Source organism: Streptomyces sp. NPDC001410 (assembly GCF_042895235.1).
Taxonomy (GTDB): Bacteria; Actinomycetota; Actinomycetes; order Streptomycetales; family Streptomycetaceae; genus Streptomyces.
In genome coordinates this window covers 1-16,058 of record NZ_JBIAWE010000023.1, presented here as the reverse complement: position 1 = coordinate 16,058, position 16,058 = coordinate 1, and the positions used below count along the sequence as shown (strand labels likewise).

Below are 16,058 nucleotides of genomic sequence, written 5' to 3'. Positions count from 1 at the left end.
CCCGGCCTCACCTACGCCCCCGGGATCAGGACGACCTTCCCGGCCACCGTGCCGGACTCCGCCAGCCGCATCGCCTGCGCGACCTCGGTGAGCGGCAGCCGGGCGGCGATCCGCGCGGTGACCTCGCCGCGCTCCAGGGCGTGGAACACCTGGGTGAGGTCGGCGCGCAGCCGGGTCCGGAAGCGGTCCTTGCTCAGGGCCCGACCCGCCCAGACGTTGAAGAAGTACGCGTGGCGGCCGTTCGGCAGCGCGTTCCACCACGACACCCGGCCGAGGATCTTCAGGACGGGCCACTGCTTGGAGCCCGTGTCGTCCCGGGTGGTGGCGCTGCCGTAGGCGACGAGGGTCCCGCCGGGGGCGAGCAGCCGCCAGGAGTCGGTGACGCTGCGCCCGCCGAGGTGGTCGAAGACGGCGTCGACCCCGCCGGGGGCGAGTTCCCGGACCCGGGCCGGGACGTTCTCGGTGCGGTAGTCGACGGGGACGACACCCAGCTCGCGCAGGGCCTCGTGGTGGCGGGCGGACGCCGTGCCGATCACCTTCAGGCCCGCCGCCCGCGCGAATTGGACCAGGACCGTGCCGACACCGCCGTTGGCGCCGTGGACCAGGATCGTCCCGCCGCTGCGCACCCGGGCCTTGCGGTGCAGCATCTGCCACGCGGTGATCCCGTTGACCACCAGCGTCTCGGCCTCCGCGGCGCCGATCCCGGCGGGCACCTCCACCGCGTCGCCCGCGTCGAGCACCACGTGGCTGGCCCAGCCGCCCACCTTGACCAGCGCCGCCACCCGCTTGCCGACGAGACCCGGCGCGACGCCGGTGCCGGCCGTGAGAACCGTGCCGACCAGGTCGTAGCCGGGCACGAACGGGAACGGCGGCTGGTCGTAGTACCGGCCCCGGCGCATCTGCTGCTCCGCGAAGGACACGCCGGTGGCTTCCACCCGCACCACGATCTGCCCGGCGCCCGGCAGCGGGATGTCTCGGCGCCGGAGCTGCAACTCCTCGGGCTCGACCGTGCCCGGCAGGACGACCTCGACGAGTTCCTTGCTCTCCGTGCTGACACTTTCCATGACGACCTCCGGGTCGGAGAAGGAGTGCTAGAGCACTTCGCTTGAGTTAGAAGCTATAACTAAAGTGACCCTCCATTCGTTCGGTGTCAAGCTCTCGCCGACAACTTCGTCAAGCCCTTCGTTACGCCCTCTCTCGACAGTGATAGGTTGAAACTCCGAAGACGAGGAGTTGAGGGCCATGGCGGCAGGCGCGGCAAGTCCCCGGGAGCGGTACCGCAGTCAGGTGCGCGCGGAGATCAAGGCACGGGCCTGGGAACAGATCGCCACGGCGGGGGCGTCGGGGCTGTCCCTCAACGCCATCGCCAAGGAGCTGGGTATGAGCGGCCCCGCGCTCTACCGGTACTTCGGCGGCCGGGACGACCTGATCACCGAGCTGGTCCGGGACGCCTACCGCAGCCTGGCCGACACCTTCCGCGCCGCGGCCGACGCGGGCTCGGGACTGCCCGGCCTGGCCGGAGCGCTGCGCCGCTGGGCGCTGGAGGACCCCCAGCGCTACTTCCTCGTCTACGGCACGCCGGTCCCCGGCTATCAGGCGCCGGAGGACACCACCGCGATCGCCCAGGAGATCATGGCGGCCCTGCTCGACGCGTGCGCGGCCGAGGGGCCCGGGACCGCGTCCCCCGACGCGCTCGAGACCCACCTCGCCGACCACCGCCAGTGGGCCGGTGACCACACCGCCCCGCCGCGCGTCCTGCACCGTGCCCTGGCCTTCTGGACCCGTCTGCACGGGATGCTCTCCCTCGAACTCGCCGGCCACTTCACGGGCATGGGCTTCGACCCCGAGCTGCTGTTCACCGCCGAGGTGGAGGGGCTGACCGGCGGGCGCTGAGCGCGCGGGCGGTCGTACTCCCCGGGGAGTATCCGTGATCACCTCGCCCGGCTGACGTCCGCGCGGCCCGTCGGCGTCTAGCGTGGCGGGCATGGAAGAGCAGCGCGGAGGCGGCCCCTCGCACTGGTGGCGGTACGGGCCACCGTGGGGGAACCGGCCCGACGAACCGGAGTCGCACACCGCCCGCCTGCCCTGGCGCTCCACGGCGCTGATCACCGTGTTCGTCCTCGCCGGCTCGAACTTCGCCGCACACTCGCAGCCGCACCGGGAGCCGCTCGACGGATACGCGCGCGTGCTGCTGCTCGTGGCCTCGCTCCTGCTGCTGTGGCGGCACCGCCACCCGGTGGCCGTCGTCTTCGGTACGGCGGCTGCGGCGCTGGTCTACCTGAGTGCGGGCTATCCCTACGGCCCGGTCTTCCTGACCGTCGCGGTCGGTTGCTTCAGTGCCGTCGTCGCCGGGCACCGGCGGGCCGCCTGGGCCGCACTCGGCCTGCTGTGGGCCGGGCACGCCCTGGTCGCGCTCTGGCTCTACCGGTGGCTTCCGCCCAGGGGCGACACGGCGGCGAGCGTGGGGCAGGAGATCGTCGTCGCCACCTGGGTGCTGGCCATCGTCGCGCTCTCCGAACTCGCCCGGGTACGCCGCGAGCAGTGGGCGCGCGAGCGCGCGGACCGCGCCCAGGCCGCCAAGCGGCGCGCCGACGAGGAGCGGCTGCGGATCGCCCGTGAGCTGCACGACGTACTCGCGCACAGCATCTCCGTCATCAACGTCCAGGCGGGCATGGGCCTCGCGCTGCTGGACAGCGACCCCGAACAGGCGCGCGCCGCGCTCACCACCATCAAGGCGGCCAGCAAGGAGGCCCTCGGTGAGGTGCGCCAGGTGCTCGACACGCTGCGCGCACCGGGCGCCGCGCCGCGCACCCCCGCGCCGGGCCTGGACCGGCTGCCGGAGCTGGTCGAACAGGCGGCGGCCGCCGGACTGACGGTCGACGTCCGGGGCGAGGCTCCGCACCTGCCGCCCGGCACCGACCTCGCGGCCTTCCGCATCGTGCAGGAGGCCCTGACCAACGTCGTACGGCACTCCGGATCGAGGCACGCGCGCGTGCGGTTCGAGCACGGCGGCGGCGAACTCCGGCTGTGCGTCGACGACGACGGGCCCGCGACCGGAGCCGACGCCGGCGGCAGCGGGAACGGGCTGGCCGGCATGCGGGAGCGGGCGGCCGCGCTCGGTGGCACCATCGAGGCGGGCCCGCGCCCCGACGGCGGCTTCCGGGTGCTCGCCGTACTGCCCTTGCACACCAGGGAGGACCAGTGATCCGGGTACTGCTCGCCGACGACCAGTCGCTCGTGCGGGCCGGTTTCAAGGCGCTGCTCGACGCGCAGCCGGACATCGAGGTGGCCGGGGAGGCGGCCGACGGCGAGGAGGCCCTGCGCCGGGTGCGCGAACTGCGGCCCGACGTCGTCCTGATGGACATCCGCATGCCCCGGCTGGACGGCCTGGCCGCGACCCGCCGCATCACCGGGGACGCGGAGCTGAAGGACGTGAAGGTGGTCATGCTCACCACCTTCGAACTCGACGAGTACGTCTTCGAGGCGATCCGCTCGGGCGCCTCCGGGTTCCTGGTGAAGGACACCGAGCCGGACGAACTCGTGCGCGCGGTAAGGGCGGTGGTCGAGGGGGACGCGCTGCTGTCCCCGGGTGTCACGCGCCGGCTCATCGCCGAGTTCGCGGCCCGCTCCAAGGAGCCCGCGGCGGCGGACACGCTCGCCCAACTCACCGAGCGGGAGCGGGAGGTGATGGCACTGGTCGGCATCGGCCTGTCCAACGAGGAGATCGCCCGCCGCCTGGTGGTCAGCCCGCTCACGGCCAAGACCCATGTGAGCCGCACGATGGTCAAGCTGGGCGCCCGGGACCGCGCCCAACTCGTCGTCCTCGCCTACGAGTCGGGACTGGTACGACCCGGCTGGCTCGGCTGACGCTCCCGCCGGAAACGGACCAGCACACTCACCACCCGGGCCACGAAGACCACCGGAGCGACCACCAGGCCGAGCCGCAGCAAGGCGGCACCGAGCAGCTGCGGAAGATGGAAGAGCAACGCCGGCCCGGCGACGGCCCCGAACACCACGGCCGCGGCGAAGGCGGCACTGACCAGCGCGTATCCGATCTCCACCGTGGCCGCGTCCTGCTCGGCCTTGTTACGCCGTCCCCCGTATGTGTCCATCCGGCCAGTCTCACGGACGTGCGCCCGGCGGGACAACCAACTCCCGCCGGGCGCACGCTTGGAGGCATCCCCTAGTCCCGGACCGCCACGCGCTCCGCTTCCGCCTCCTGCACGGTGGATCCGGCGACCACGATCGACGGCTGGGCGCGACGGCTGCGCAGCCCGGTGAGCGTGATCAGCAGGCCGGCCACGGCGACGCACGTGACGACCATGAAGCCCGGCCGGTAGCTGTCGAGGACGGCCTGCGGGGTGGCGTCGGCCGGTGCGGCCGCGGTCACCACGGCCGTCACGACGGCCAGGAAGATGGCCCCGCCCACCTGCACCGAGGTGTTGAGCAGCCCGGAGACCATGCCCTGCTCATGGTCCTCCACCCCGTTGGTGGCCTGGATGTTGAGCGAGGGGAAGACCAGCGCGCAGGCCGCGCCGATCAGCAGCATCGACGGCAGGATGACGGCCGCGTACACCGGGTCCAGGTCGACGCGCAGGAACAGCGCGTACCCGACGACCATCAGCGCGAAGCCGGTCGCGATCAGCCGCGGGGTGCCGAACCGGTCGACGATCGCGCCGACCTTCGTCGAGGACACCGCCACCAGCGCGCCCGCCGGCAGGAAGGCGAGCGCCGTGTGCAGCGCGGACCAGCCGAGCAGGGACTGCATGTACAGGGTCGTCAGGAACTGGAACCCGACGTACGAACCGAAGAAGGCCACCGCGCCGAGCTGGGCGCGGACCTGGCTGCCCGAGCGCAGCACCCCGAGCCGGACGAGCGGGCTCGGCGAGCGCCGCTCGACCACGACGAACGCGGTCAGCAGGACGGCGACGGCCAGGAAGGACAGCAGCGTACGGGCGGAGGCCCAGCCCGCCTCGGGCGCCTGGACGACCGTGAAGACCAGCAGCAGCATCGACGCGGTGCCGATGACCGCGCCCGGGATGTCGTAGCCGGCGTGGGTCCTCTCGCGTGCGCTGCGCGGCAGCAGTTTGAGGCCGGCGACGAGCGCGATCAGTGCGATGGGTGCGGGCAGCAGCATGGTGAAGCGCCAGCTCGCCTCGGTGAGCAGGCCGGAGAGGACCAGGCCCATCGAGAAGCCGGTGGCGGCGCAGGTGGTGTAGATGGAGAGCGCGCGGTTGCGCAGCGGGCCCTCAGGGAACGTCGTGGTGATGATCGACAGGCCCGCCGGCGCCGTGAAGGCGGCGCTCAGGCCCTTGATGAAGCGGCTGGCGATCAGCAGCGGGCCCGAGTCCACGAGCCCGCCGAGCAGCGAGGCGAGCGCGAAGACGCCGAGGGCCACCAGGAACACCTGGCGCCGGCCGAGCAGGTCGGCGGTGCGGCCGCCGAGGAGGAGCAGGCCGCCGTATCCCAGGATGTAGCCGCTGACGATCCATTGCAGCGTCGCCGTGGACAGATGGAGATCGGAGCCGATGGACGGCAGCGCGACGCCGACCATCGACACGTCGAGCGCGTCCAGGAACATCGCGGCGCACAGCACCAGCAGGGTGCCCCACAGCCGGGGAGTCCAGCGAACCGTCGAGGACGAGGCCGCAGGGGTGGTGAGCGGAGAGGTCATGGCGACGACACTACATGCGCATGCATGGAATGCAAATGCATTTAATTCCGATGCAACAATCTCGTTTCTCTGCTACGGTGCGCCCATGGCGGCGAACAGGGCAGAGCGGACGCTCGTGGAGCAGTGGCGGGACATCCTCGCGCTGCATGCCCGCACCCAGTGCGAGCTGGACCGGACCCTGCACGGACACGGCCTGTGCGCCAGCGACTTCGAGGTGCTCGACCTGCTCGCCGAGTCCGCGGCGGCGGACGGCGGCTGCGCCTACCGCGTCCAGGAGATCTCGGAGCGGGTCCATCTGAGCCAGAGCGCGCTGTCCCGGCTGATCGGCCGCCTGGAGAAGGACGGCCTCGTCGAGCGGGCCATGTGTCCGGAGGACCGGCGCGGGGTGCGCGTGGTGCTCACGGCCAAGGGGCGCGCGCTGCACGGCGAGGTACGGCCGATGCAGCGCGCGGTGCTGGCTCGTATGCTGGCCGACACCGACTGACGGGGCCTCAGATCCCGGACCTCTCCCGCCACAGCGCCGCGAGCGCGGGATCACCCGTCACGTCCGGTACGGGTATCCGGTTCCACAGAGCCAGGTACAACTGGTCGGCAGGGCCCGCCAGTTCGGTCTCCGCCTCGCCGGATCCGTCCCGCGAGGTCACGGGCGGCTGCGCCGACAGCCGTACTGTCCACACCGCGTCCGCACCCGCGTCCGCCGCTCGCACCCGCAGTACGCGCGGCTGCTCCGTGCGGACCCGGCTCCGGGGTCGGGCGTGGAAGCCGCGCAGCAGCTCGTCGATGCCGTCGGCCGCGAACTCCGTGGCGATCGGCGACGCCGTACCGCCCCGCGCGGCCTCGGCGTCGTAACGGTGGAGGGCCGTCTCGTGCGCCTGCCGCCGGGTCCAGAACGCCAGCGGCGAGGGGGAGGGTGCCGGGTGGAAGGTCCAGCACTCCAGGTCGGCCGGCGCGGCGGCCAGGGTCTCCACCAGCCGGCGGTGGCTGTCCCGGTACCAGGCCACCAGCTCGGCGCCGTCCAGGTCCGGGCCGTCGGCGAGGGGGCGCGGCGCGGTGTGCGCGTCGGCGACGAGCGCCGTGGCCCAGCGGTGCACCGCGCCCGTGTGCCCCAGCAGGTCCTTGACCTGCCACTCCGGGCAGGTCGGCACCTTGGCGTCCGTACCCGCAAGCTCGGCCGCGGCGGCCAGCAGCCGGCCCTCCCGGTCCAGGGTCTCAAGGAATTCGGCAGTCTCCATAGGGGCGAGTGTGCCGGATGGAGCATGCTCGAAGGCCTGTGTTCCGCTCAGTGGGTTCCGTCGGCGGCGAACCGGGCGACGGTGTCGACGTTGGACTTGTCGACGAAGGCCGGACCGGTCAGCGCCGGCTCCTCACCGCCGCCGCTGTAGTTGCAGCTCGTTTTGAAACGCTTTAAGTGCTGGTACTGTCGGACCGGTCTCGCCGACATGTCAAGGGTGTCGCAGCAGGAGAATCCGGCAGGAGGATCAGTGGCCGACGCAGGTTCCCGTCCCCGGCTGGAGGACGTGGCGGCGCGGGTGGGCCTGTCCACCGCCTCGGTGTCCCTCGTTCTGCGCGGTGTGCCCGGTCCGAGCGAGCGCACCCGGCAGCGGGTCCTGAAGGCCGCCGCCGACCTCGGCTACCAGGTCGACCGCACGGCCAGCCTGCTGGCCAGCAGACGCAGCCGGCTGCTCGGCGTCATGGTCGACGTCCACAGCCCCTTCCACGCCGAACTCGTCGAGCATCTGCACACCGCGGCCGAGGAGTTCGGCTACGACCTGGTGCTGAGTACCCAGACCCGCACCCGCGACGAGCAGACCGCCGTCGAGACCCTGCTCGCCTTCCGCAGCGAGGCGCTCGTCCTGCTCGGCCCGGTCGCCCCCGCCGACACCCTCGCCGCCCTGCACCACAAGGTGCCCGTGGTCGCCGTGGGCCGTCGTATCCCCGGCGCACAGCTCGACGTCGTACGCACCGCGGACGACGACGGAGTCGGCCAGGTCGTCGACCATCTGGTCGCCCTCGGGCACCGCTCCATCGCCCACGTGGACGGCGGCAAGGGCGTCATCGCCACCGACCGCCGCCGCGGCTACCGGGACGCCATGCGCCGGCACGGACTTGCCGAGCACATCCGGATCCTGTCCGGCGACCGCACCGAGCGGTCCGGGGAGCGCGCGGCCCGGCACCTGCTCGACGAGGGCGAACTCCCCACCGCCGTCGTGGCCTACAACGACCAGTGCGCCATCGGCGTCCTCGCCGCCCTGTCCCGCGCGGGTGTGCCCGTCCCCGGCCGGGTCTCGGTCGCCGGCTACGACGACGACGCGCTCTCCCGCCTGAGCCTCGTCGACCTCACGACGGTCAGCCAGAGCGCGGAGGACCAGGCCCGACACGCGGTCCGGGCGGCGGTGGAGCGGCTCGACGAGGGGCGCAAGGAGCCGCGCGAGGTGGTGCTGGCGCCGCGGCTCGTGGTCAGGGGGAGCACGGGAGAGGCGAAGCCCTGACGTCACGCCGGCTACTCGACAGCCGGATCCTCCTGCGCATGCCGCACCGCACACTTCACCGCCTGTTCCACTTCGTACCGGCTCGCCTCGGTCGCTTCGGCATGCGCGGTGATCGCCGCCTGTACGGCCTCCGATGCCGTGCGCCAGCGACGCCACTGCTCGTCGTACTCGTCGCCGGTCAGGCCGGCCAGTCTGGCCCGCTCCTCTTCGGCGGAACGTTCCAGCTTGATCAATTCATCCGGGATGTCTGCCATGTCCGGATCCTAAGCGCGCTCGGCCGGTGTGTTCCCGCTGTGTTCTCGCTGGGCAACCGGGTTTTGTTTGTTCGCGGTATAAACGCAGGTCAGTAGGGATCGGATCGCCTTGAGCCCCTTGCCCGTCACGGCCAGCAGAGTCTTCTGGCGGAGTTCCTCGTCCGTGGCGATCGACACGATGGCGCGGGCGACCCCGGCGGGGTCCAGCGGTACGGGGTAGTGCTGCTTCAGGTGGGCCTCGGCCGACTGGCCGTTCAGGGCGCCGTACGCGCCGGCCGCGGCCTCAGCGATCGCGGTGCCGACCAGCAGCTGGCGCGGGACCAGGGCGACGAACCGGATCCCGAGGTCGCGGGCGTCTGCGGCGTACTGAAGGTAGTCGGCCAGGAACATCTGCATCCGCTTGGCGCCCGCGTAGCCACCCGACAGCGGCGAGCCGCCGAGCGCGGCGCCGCTGGACACGATCACCACGGTCGAGTGCGGACGCAGCGGCCGGGCCAGGGCGGCACGGCCGACCTCGAAGGCGATCTTCACGTCGACGTTCCACGGTGCCGAGAACGACTCCCAGCTCTGTTCCTCGACCGGCGCCATCCGCGGGCGCACACCCGCGGCCCGCACGCGACCGCGACCGGGCGCCGCTGCCCCGCTCGCCGCGGGAACGCCGGCTCGTCGGGCGGTTCGTGGACGCGCTGGAGAACTCCGACATCGACCGTCTCGTCGCACTGCTGACCGAGGACGCCTGGCTGACGATGCCGCCCGAGCCCCTTGAGTACCAGGGGCACACGGCGATCGCCGGGTTCTACCCGAGGCTCCCGTGGTGGGGCGGCCGAGCGCTTCGCCTCGTACCCACGCGCGCGAACGGCCAGCCCGCGTTCGGGTCCTACCTCCGCGACCCCCACAGCCCGATCGCGCACGCCTACGGGCTGCTGGTGCTCACCCTGGAGGGCGACCGGATCTCCGCCCTCACCCGTTTCGGCGACAACAGCCTCCTCCCGCTGTTCGGGCTGCCCCGGACGCTCCACGACCGGGGCACGCCGTTCAGGTCGCCACCGGTATGTCTGCCTCGGCGGCCGACGTCAGGAGCTGGTGAGGACGACGAGTCGCTGGGTCGCCCGGGTCATCGCCACGTAGCGGTCGACCGCTCCCTCGATGCCCTCGCCGAACTTCTCCGGGTCGACGAGGACGACCAGGTCGAATTCGAGCCCCTTCGACAGCTCCGGGGTGAGCGACCGGACGCGGGACGTCTCCCGGAACGTGGGATCGCCGATGACGCAGGCGATCCCCTCGGCATGCCCGGCGAGCCAGGTGTCGAGGACCGGGGCCAGGTCCGCGACGGATCCATGGGCGACGGGAACGCCGGTGCTGCGCACGGAGGTCGGCACGTTGGCGTCCGGGAGCGCGGCCCGGATGACCGGCTCGGCTTCCGTCATGACCTCTTCCGGCGTGCGGTAGTTGATGCTCAGGGAGGCCACGTCGATCCGGTCGAGTCCGATGCGTTCGAGCCGTTCCCGCCACGACTGAGTGAACCCGTGCCTGGCCTGCGCGCGGTCCCCGACGATGGTGAGGCTCCGGGACGGGCAGCGCAGCAGCAGCATCTGCCACTCCGCGTCGGTCAGTTCCTGGGCCTCGTCCACGACGATGTGCGCGAACGGTCCCGCGAGCAGGTCCGGGTCGAGGGTGGGCAGCTCGGACTCGTCGACCAGATTGCGCTGGAAGTCCTCCCGGCGCAGCTGGGTCATGAGGCCTTCGCCGTCGTCATCGGCCGCGATCAGGTTGTCGACGACCTGGGCCATCCGCTCGCGCTGGGCGGCGAGAGCGGCTTCCTGCCGACGCCCCCGCCGCGCCGCCTCCGGGTCCCCGAGCCGCTGCCGTGCGGCGTCCAGGAGCGGCAGGTCGGACACCGTCCAGGCCTGGGGTGCGTCCCCCCGCTGCAGCTTGCGTACGTCGTCGGGGCCGAGCCAGGGCGCGCACATGCGCAGGTAGGCGGGGACCGACCACAAGTCCCCGACCAGGTCGGCCGCTTCGAGCAGCGGCCAGGCCCGGTGGAGGGCGGTGACCAGTTCCTTGTCGCGGCGCAGCACCGTGCGGAGCTGGTCGGGCGTGACGTCCTCGCGGCCGAGCCTGTCCAGCAGGATCGAGACCAGCTCGTCGAAGATCAGGTCACGGGCCTCGTTGTGCGCGGTACCCGCTCCTCCTGCTTCGAACGCCTCGGCCCAGTCGTCCGCGCTCAGCCGGACGTCGGCCCAGTCGGTCGTGACCGTCATCCCCTCGGTGGGCGGCTCCTCGTAGAACCTGACGGCCGTCTCGACGGCCTTCACCATGTCCGCGGACGACTTCAGCCGCGCCACGTCCGGGTCGGTCTCGACCGCCGCTCCGGCTCCCTCGGTGACCAGGTCCCGCAGGGTGCAGGTCTGCACGCCCTCTTCGCCGAGGCTGGGGAGGACGTCGGCGACGTAGTTCAGGTACGGCTGGTGCGGACCGACGAACAGCACCCCGCCCCGACGGTGACCGAGGCGGGGGTCGGAGTAGAGGAGGTGCGCGGTGCGGTGCAGCGCGACCACGGTCTTCCCCGTACCCGGACCGCCGTCGACGACGAGGGCGCCGCGGGAGCCCGCCCGGATGATCGCGTCCTGGTCGGCCTGGATGGTGGCGAGCACGTCCCGCATCCGGGCCGACCGGGTGCTTCCCAGACTGGCGATGAAGGCGGACTGGTCGTCGAGCGCGGCGTGTCCTTCGAGCCCGTCGGCGGCGAACACCTCGTCCCAGTAGTCGCTGACCCGGCCGCCGGTCCAGCGATACCTGCGGCGGCTCGCCAGACCCATCGGGTCGGCGTGGGTCGCCGCGAAGAACGGCTCGGCCGCGGGGGAGCGCCAGTCGAGCAGCAGCCGGCGGCCCGCGCTGTCGGTGAGCCCAAGTCGTCCGATGTACAAGGGCGCGGGGTCGTCCGCGCTGACGATGTGTCCGAGGCACAGGTCCAGACCGAAGCGGCGCAGGGTGCGCAGGCGCGCGGTCAGCCGGTGGATCTCCAGGTCCCGGTCCAGCGCCTGCCGGCCCGTGCCGCCGGGCGCCTTGCGCAAGTCGTCGAGCTGGTCGGACAGTTCGGCGATCACCTGCTCAAGACTCTCCGCGATGGCCGCGAAGTGCTGTTCGTCGCCGGCGATCAGCGTCGGGTCGGCCTTGGGGGCGAGCCGGTCGGGAAGGTCGAAAGCGCTGGTGGTCAGGGGGTTCACGGCATCAGCTCCGACCTCGGCGCCGGCTCCGGCCTCCGCAAAAGCGTGCATACTCGGTGAATCTCCCGTTTCCGCAGGTAGTGGCATCGGCCAGCGATTCTGCGCCACGACCGGGGCCTTGCCGCAAGCCCCCCAGTGCGCTATACGTTGAGAGTGGCAAGGAGTGGGTGTTCCTTCTTGCCTTCCTCGCCCGCCGCGGATGACAGGCCCGGCCGCGAGACGAAAAGCCCTCACCTTGCCGAAGATGCGAACGCGTCGGTGGCGTTCGACCCTGGAACCATGAAGACACCTCCGATCGTCTCGCCGGAAGAGTGGGAGGCTGCGCGCCAGCAGCTGCTGGTGGAGGAGAAGCAGCTGACCCGTGCCCGTGACGCACTGGCCGCCAAGCGCCGGCGGATGCCGTGGGTGGCCGTGGAGAAGAAGTACGAGTTCGACGGACCCGACGGCACGGTGAGTCTGCTCGACCTGTTCGCCGGTCGTCGCCAGCTGATCGTCTACCGCGCCTTCTTCGAGCCCGGCGTGTTCGGCTGGCCGGACCACGCCTGCCGCGGCTGCTCCATGGTGGCCGACCACGTGGGCAACCTGGCTCATCTGAACGCCCGCGACACCACTCTTGTCTTCGCCTCGCGCGCGCCACAACCGGACATCGAGCGGGTGAAGGCGCGCATGGGCTGGACGATTCCCTGGTACTCGCTGACCGACGACTTCGACGCCGACTTCGGTGTGGACGAGTGGCACGGCACGAACGCGTTCATCCACGCCGGCGACACCGTGTTCCGCACCTATTTCATCAACTCCCGCGGTGACGAGGCGCTGGGGAGCACCTGGAGCTATCTCGACATGACCGCGCTCGGACGGCAGGAGACCTGGGAGGACTCGCCCGAGGGCTACCCCCAGACCCCGCCGTACGAATGGTGGAACTGGCACGACAACTACGGCGCCCCCGAGCAGGCGCCGGAGTGGCTGGCCATCACCCGCCGGGGCTCCGAAGAATGAGAACAGGTGCACGGGTTTGTCACACGTGAGGCTGTTTGTCATACGGAATTCGATAGGCGCAGTGTGCCCCTGAAACGCCTCTGACCAGGGACGATTTCCGGCTCGCCGTTCGGTCCGGCGGGGTCAACCAGGCGTCGGGCAGGCCCTGTTCGCGATGCGGGCACGTCGGGGGGTGTCCGAAACGGTCATGGGAACAGGTCGGTTAATGCTTGCTCACGAGCTGGTTGCGGGCGGGTGAGCAGGCCATGATGGGCCCATGACGTTGGCCTCGCGCGCGCTCGCGCAACTGGCGACCTGGCCGGAGCTGAGACAGGCCGTCCCGAGCTGCGGCCTGGGACAGGCCGTGTGTTCGGCCCAGGGCGAGATCGCCCACTTCCACTCCGACCGTGATGTCGACCTGCGGCTGACCGCCCGGGCCATCCGGCGGTTCGCCCGGGACCTGAAACACACGGGCGCCATCCGGATCGTGCCGGGCTCGCAGTGGGTGACCCTCAGGCTCGACGCCGCCAGCGACGTCGACCTGCTGCTGACGCTCGTGAGCATGGCGCTCCAGGCCCAGCAGGCCTGGCCCGACCCGGTCGACCGGGCGGTGGTCGGCTGCAACGACCAGCGCGGCGCGGGATTCGTGAGCGCCGACCGCAGCGGCTTCTGACTCACACTGCGAGGACGCGGATGCCCGCCTCCTCGAAGCGGCGCACGGTGTCCTGCCCCACCGCCGTGTCGGTGACGAGCGTGTCCACCAGCTCCGCCGCGCAGATACGGGCGAACGCCCGCTGGCCGAGCTTGCTGGAGTCCGCGGCCACGATCACCCGCTCGGCGCGCTCGCACAGCAGCCGGTTGATCGCCGCCTCCGCCTCGTCGTGTGCCGCCGCGCCGTGGGTGACGTCGAACGCGACCACGCCGAGGACGGCGACGTCGAGCGTGATCTGGCCGAGCACGCCGTCCGCGAGCGGACCGATGAGTTCGTACGACTGCGGGCGCGCGACCCCGCCGGTCACCACGATCTTGAACTGCGGGCGTACCGCCAGCTCGTTGGCGATGTTGAGGGCGTTCGTGACGATGGTCAGCGCCGGCGAGCCGGTGCCGAGGTCGCCGCGCACGGCCAGCGCGCGGGCCACCTCCGTGGTGGTCGTGCCGCCGGTGAGCCCGACCGCCTCGCCCGGCGCCACGAGATCCGCCACCGCCTTGGCGATCCGCTGCTTCTCGGAGGCGCGACGAGCCGTCTTGTAGCGCAGGGGCAGTTCGTACGACACCCCGTGCACCACCGCCCCGCCCCGGGTGCGCACCAGCATCTGCTGCTCGGCGAGCTGGTCGAAGTCCCGGCGGATGGTCGCCGCCGACACCTCCAGTTCGACCGCGGCCTCCTCGACCTCCAGCCGGCCGCGCTCGACGAGCAGTTCCAGCAGCGCCTTCCAGCGGGCGTCCCGGGACATCCGCAGCCTCCGTTCTCCGTCTCTCCGGCGACCCTAGCGCACCCCCGCCTGCGCTCGAATGCTTGATTGTGCTCGAAAGCTCGCTATATCTTGCAGGAACAATCAGCAAGGGGAGGGTGTGGCATGAGCCATGTCGAGGACGAGCTGAACAGCCAGCCCGAGTGCTGGATACGGGCGGCCGAGGAGGCGGGGCGGCACGCCGGAGCGCTGCCGGACGCGGGGGAGCGGGTCGCGATCGTCGGGTGCGGGACGTCGTACTTCATGGCGCAGGCGGTGGCCGCCCTGCGTGAGGGCGCGGGGCAGGGGGAGACGGACGCGTTCGCCGCCTCCGAGTTCCCGCGCGGGCGGTCGTACGACCGGGTCGTCGCCCTCACCCGCTCCGGCACCACCACCGAAGTGCTGGACCTTCTCGGGCAGTTGAGGGGTCGCACACGGACGACGGCCCTCACCGCCGACCCGGCCACCCCCGTGATGACGGCCGCCGACGACCTGGTCGTCCTGGACTTCGCCGACGAACGCTCCGTCGTCCAGACCCGGTTCGCCACCACCGCCCTCACCCTCCTGCGCGCCCACCTCGGCCTGCACACCGACGCCGTCGTCGCCGACGCCCGCGCAGCACTCACCTCTCCCTTGCCCGAAGGGCTCGTGGACTGCACCCAGTTCACCTTCCTGGGCCGCGGCTGGACCGTCGGGCTCGCGAACGAGGCCGGCCTGAAGATGCGGGAGGCCTCGCTGTCCTGGACCGAGGCCTACCCGGCGATGGAGTACCGGCACGGCCCGATCAGCGTCACCACCGAGGGCACCGCGACCTGGATGCTCGCCGAAGCGCCCGCCGGACTCGCCGAACAGGTGCGCGGCACGGGAGCCCTCTGGGTCGAGGGCACGCTCGACCCGCTCGCCGAACTCGTCCGCGTCCAGTGCCTCGCGGTGGCTGTCGCCGCCCACCGCGGCCTCGACCCCGACCGGCCGCGCCACCTCACCCGCTCGGTGATCCTCGCCGACTGACCCGCGCCCCGGAAGGGAGTCAAGCCGTGCCCCTCGCGAACACCGGCGAGCTGGTCAGCCGTGCCGCCGAAGCCCGCTCCGCCGTCGCCGCCTTCAACATCATCACCCTGGAACACGTCGAGGCCGTCATCGCGGGCGCCGAGTCCGCCGGCGCACCCGTGGTCCTCCAAGTCAGCGAGAACGCCGTCAAGTTCCGCTACGGACGGCTCCTGCCGCTCGCCCGCGCCGCCGTCGCCGCCGCCGAACGCGCCGACATACCCGTCGCGTTGCACCTCGACCATGTGCAGAGCGACGACCTGCTGCGCCAGGCACCCGACGCCGGGTTCAGCTCGGTGATGTACGACGCCGCCCGCCTGTCCTACGCCGAGAACCTCGCCGCGACCCGGGCCGCCGCCGACTGGGCGCACGCCCAAGGGCTGTGGATCGAGGCCGAGTTGGGGCAGGTGGGTGGCAAGGACGGCCGGCCACCGCTGGACGCCCACGCACCCGGCGCCCGTACCGACCCCGACCAGGCGCGCGACTTCGTCGCCGGCACCGAGGTCGACGCCCTCGCTGTGGCCGTCGGCAGCGTGCACGCCATGACCACCCGCACCGCCGCCCTCGACCACGGGCTCCTCAGACGGCTGTCCGCCGCGCTGACCGTCCCGCTGGTCCTGCACGGGTCCTCCGGCGTGCCGGACGACGGCCTGGTCGCCGCCGTCGGGGGAGGCATCGCCAAGGTCAACGTCGGCACCGCCCTCAACGCGGCCATGACCAGCGCCATCCGGGCCTTCCTCGCCGCCCACCCGGAGGCCGTCGACTCACGCAAGTACCTCAGCGTGGGCAGGGAGGCGATGGCCCAGGAGGTCGCCCGCCTCATCGGCGTCCTCGGCCGAGAGCCCGGCGCTAGGTGTATTGACCCGCAGCGTTGTTCACGCGGCTGATCGGTGGCTGGCCGCCGAGTGCGGTGTGGCAGCGGTGGTGGTTGTAGGTGTGGAGGA

At 71.9% G+C, this 16,058-nt stretch carries 17 protein-coding genes and 1 pseudogene; 9 read left to right on the top strand and 9 right to left on the bottom strand.

Translation table 11 applies throughout. The annotated features are described in order from the left end of the window. Positions 1–11 precede the first annotated feature (11 nt). Complete coding sequence (locus tag ACFY3C_RS38235; protein ID WP_390774105.1) at positions 12–1,064, bottom strand: medium chain dehydrogenase/reductase family protein; 1,053 nt, start codon at positions 1,062–1,064, stop codon at positions 12–14. 178 nt (positions 1,065–1,242) lie between these two features. On the opposite strand from ACFY3C_RS38235, the gene ACFY3C_RS38230 reads away from it, so the two are divergent. The 3 genes from ACFY3C_RS38230 (at position 1,243) to ACFY3C_RS38220 (ending at position 3,867) form a co-directional block, all read left to right on the top strand. Next, on the top strand, positions 1,243–1,893 hold the full coding sequence (locus ACFY3C_RS38230) for a TetR/AcrR family transcriptional regulator (RefSeq protein ID WP_390774104.1): 651 nt from the start codon (positions 1,243–1,245) through the stop codon (positions 1,891–1,893). 91 nt (positions 1,894–1,984) lie between these two features. Next, complete coding sequence (locus ACFY3C_RS38225) at positions 1,985–3,205, top strand: sensor histidine kinase (RefSeq protein WP_390774103.1); 1,221 nt, start codon at positions 1,985–1,987, stop codon at positions 3,203–3,205. Next, a complete protein-coding gene (locus ACFY3C_RS38220; RefSeq protein WP_386575136.1) occupies positions 3,202–3,867 on the top strand; it encodes a response regulator in 666 nt (221 codons plus the stop codon). The genes ACFY3C_RS38225 and ACFY3C_RS38220 overlap by 4 nt, the downstream gene beginning before the upstream one ends. Here the strand turns inward: ACFY3C_RS38220 and ACFY3C_RS38215 are convergent. Together ACFY3C_RS38215 and ACFY3C_RS38210 are read right to left on the bottom strand one after the other, a co-directional pair. Continuing rightward, the gene (locus ACFY3C_RS38215; protein ID WP_386575137.1) at positions 3,828–4,112 is read right to left on the bottom strand and encodes a DUF6332 family protein; all 285 of its coding nucleotides are present in this window, start codon (positions 4,110–4,112) and stop codon (positions 3,828–3,830) included. The two genes, ACFY3C_RS38220 and ACFY3C_RS38215, sit on opposite strands and share 40 nt — an antisense overlap. A 71-nt stretch (positions 4,113–4,183) precedes the next feature. Continuing rightward, positions 4,184–5,674 (bottom strand): MFS transporter, encoded by a 1,491-nt coding sequence (locus ACFY3C_RS38210; protein WP_390774102.1) that lies wholly within the window; start codon positions 5,672–5,674, stop codon positions 4,184–4,186. An 85-nt stretch (positions 5,675–5,759) separates the two neighbouring features. On the opposite strand from ACFY3C_RS38210, the gene ACFY3C_RS38205 reads away from it, so the two are divergent. Further along, positions 5,760–6,158, top strand: a complete 399-nt coding sequence (locus ACFY3C_RS38205) for a MarR family winged helix-turn-helix transcriptional regulator (RefSeq protein ID WP_386575139.1) — start codon at positions 5,760–5,762, stop codon at positions 6,156–6,158. 7 nt (positions 6,159–6,165) lie between these two features. Here ACFY3C_RS38205 and ACFY3C_RS38200 read toward each other — a convergent pair whose 3' ends face one another. After that, on the bottom strand, positions 6,166–6,906 hold the full coding sequence (locus tag ACFY3C_RS38200) for a maleylpyruvate isomerase family mycothiol-dependent enzyme (RefSeq protein WP_390774101.1): 741 nt from the start codon (positions 6,904–6,906) through the stop codon (positions 6,166–6,168). 47 nt (positions 6,907–6,953) lie between these two features. Continuing rightward, positions 6,954–7,073: pseudogene (locus ACFY3C_RS38195) on the bottom strand (sugar ABC transporter substrate-binding protein); the annotation flags it as partial. Positions 7,074–7,113: 40 nt separating this feature from the next. Between ACFY3C_RS38195 and ACFY3C_RS38190 the strand changes: the two are divergent. Then, entirely contained in the window at positions 7,114–8,163 is a 1,050-nt protein-coding gene (locus tag ACFY3C_RS38190) for a LacI family DNA-binding transcriptional regulator (RefSeq protein ID WP_390774100.1), read from the top strand. Between the two features lie 11 nt (positions 8,164–8,174). Here the strand turns inward: ACFY3C_RS38190 and ACFY3C_RS38185 are convergent, their stop codons facing one another. The 3 genes from ACFY3C_RS38185 to helR form a co-directional block, all read right to left on the bottom strand. Further along, positions 8,175–8,417, bottom strand: coding sequence for a hypothetical protein (locus ACFY3C_RS38185; RefSeq protein WP_208643372.1), 243 nt, complete (start codon positions 8,415–8,417; stop codon positions 8,175–8,177). Positions 8,418–8,426: 9 nt separating this feature from the next. Continuing rightward, a complete protein-coding gene (locus ACFY3C_RS38180; protein ID WP_390774099.1) occupies positions 8,427–9,005 on the bottom strand; it encodes a hypothetical protein in 579 nt (192 codons plus the stop codon). A 485-nt stretch (positions 9,006–9,490) separates the two neighbouring features. Next, on the bottom strand, positions 9,491–11,644 hold the full coding sequence (helR, locus tag ACFY3C_RS38175; RefSeq protein ID WP_390774098.1) for an RNA polymerase recycling motor ATPase HelR: 2,154 nt from the start codon (positions 11,642–11,644) through the stop codon (positions 9,491–9,493). A 279-nt stretch (positions 11,645–11,923) separates the two neighbouring features. On the opposite strand from helR, the gene ACFY3C_RS38170 reads away from it, so the two are divergent. Both ACFY3C_RS38170 and ACFY3C_RS38165 read left to right on the top strand, forming a co-directional pair. Further along, positions 11,924–12,640, top strand: a complete 717-nt coding sequence (locus ACFY3C_RS38170) for a DUF899 domain-containing protein (RefSeq protein WP_390774097.1) — start codon at positions 11,924–11,926, stop codon at positions 12,638–12,640. Positions 12,641–12,896: 256 nt separating this feature from the next. Beyond that, a complete protein-coding gene (locus ACFY3C_RS38165) occupies positions 12,897–13,292 on the top strand; it encodes a luciferase family protein (protein ID WP_390774096.1) in 396 nt (131 codons plus the stop codon). A 1-nt stretch (position 13,293) separates the two neighbouring features. On the opposite strand, the gene ACFY3C_RS38160 is transcribed toward ACFY3C_RS38165, so the two are convergent. Continuing rightward, positions 13,294–14,073 (bottom strand): DeoR/GlpR family DNA-binding transcription regulator, encoded by a 780-nt coding sequence (locus ACFY3C_RS38160; RefSeq protein ID WP_386575150.1) that lies wholly within the window; start codon positions 14,071–14,073, stop codon positions 13,294–13,296. 123 nt (positions 14,074–14,196) lie between these two features. On the opposite strand from ACFY3C_RS38160, the gene ACFY3C_RS38155 reads away from it, so the two are divergent. Continuing rightward, entirely contained in the window at positions 14,197–15,078 is an 882-nt protein-coding gene (locus tag ACFY3C_RS38155; RefSeq protein ID WP_390774095.1) for an SIS domain-containing protein, read from the top strand. A gap of 26 nt (positions 15,079–15,104) precedes the next feature. Further along, positions 15,105–16,001 carry a ketose-bisphosphate aldolase gene (locus tag ACFY3C_RS38150; protein WP_390774094.1) on the top strand — a complete coding sequence of 299 codons (897 nt, stop codon included), beginning with the start codon at positions 15,105–15,107 and terminating at the stop codon, positions 15,999–16,001. The last annotated feature ends 57 nt before the right edge of the window (positions 16,002–16,058 follow it).

Bases quoted from the DNA above. Each gene is read 5' to 3' on its own strand.
- ACFY3C_RS38235 (WP_390774105.1), bottom strand. From the start codon at position 1,064: ATGGAAAGTGTCAGCACGGAGAGCAAGGAACTCGTCGAGGTCGTCCTG.
- ACFY3C_RS38230 (WP_390774104.1), top strand. From the start codon at position 1,243: ATGGCGGCAGGCGCGGCAAGTCCCCGGGAGCGGTACCGCAGTCAGGTG.
- ACFY3C_RS38225 (WP_390774103.1), top strand. From the start codon at position 1,985: ATGGAAGAGCAGCGCGGAGGCGGCCCCTCGCACTGGTGGCGGTACGGG.
- ACFY3C_RS38215 (WP_386575137.1), bottom strand. From the start codon at position 4,112: ATGGACACATACGGGGGACGGCGTAACAAGGCCGAGCAGGACGCGGCC.
- ACFY3C_RS38210 (WP_390774102.1), bottom strand. From the start codon at position 5,674: ATGACCTCTCCGCTCACCACCCCTGCGGCCTCGTCCTCGACGGTTCGC.
- ACFY3C_RS38205 (WP_386575139.1), top strand. From the start codon at position 5,760: ATGGCGGCGAACAGGGCAGAGCGGACGCTCGTGGAGCAGTGGCGGGAC.
- ACFY3C_RS38200 (WP_390774101.1), bottom strand. From the start codon at position 6,906: ATGGAGACTGCCGAATTCCTTGAGACCCTGGACCGGGAGGGCCGGCTG.
- ACFY3C_RS38190 (WP_390774100.1), top strand. From the start codon at position 7,114: ATGTCAAGGGTGTCGCAGCAGGAGAATCCGGCAGGAGGATCAGTGGCC.
- ACFY3C_RS38185 (WP_208643372.1), bottom strand. From the start codon at position 8,417: ATGGCAGACATCCCGGATGAATTGATCAAGCTGGAACGTTCCGCCGAA.
- ACFY3C_RS38180 (WP_390774099.1), bottom strand. From the start codon at position 9,005: ATGGCGCCGGTCGAGGAACAGAGCTGGGAGTCGTTCTCGGCACCGTGG.
- ACFY3C_RS38170 (WP_390774097.1), top strand. From the start codon at position 11,924: ATGAAGACACCTCCGATCGTCTCGCCGGAAGAGTGGGAGGCTGCGCGC.
- ACFY3C_RS38165 (WP_390774096.1), top strand. From the start codon at position 12,897: ATGACGTTGGCCTCGCGCGCGCTCGCGCAACTGGCGACCTGGCCGGAG.
- ACFY3C_RS38160 (WP_386575150.1), bottom strand. From the start codon at position 14,073: ATGTCCCGGGACGCCCGCTGGAAGGCGCTGCTGGAACTGCTCGTCGAG.
- ACFY3C_RS38155 (WP_390774095.1), top strand. From the start codon at position 14,197: ATGAGCCATGTCGAGGACGAGCTGAACAGCCAGCCCGAGTGCTGGATA.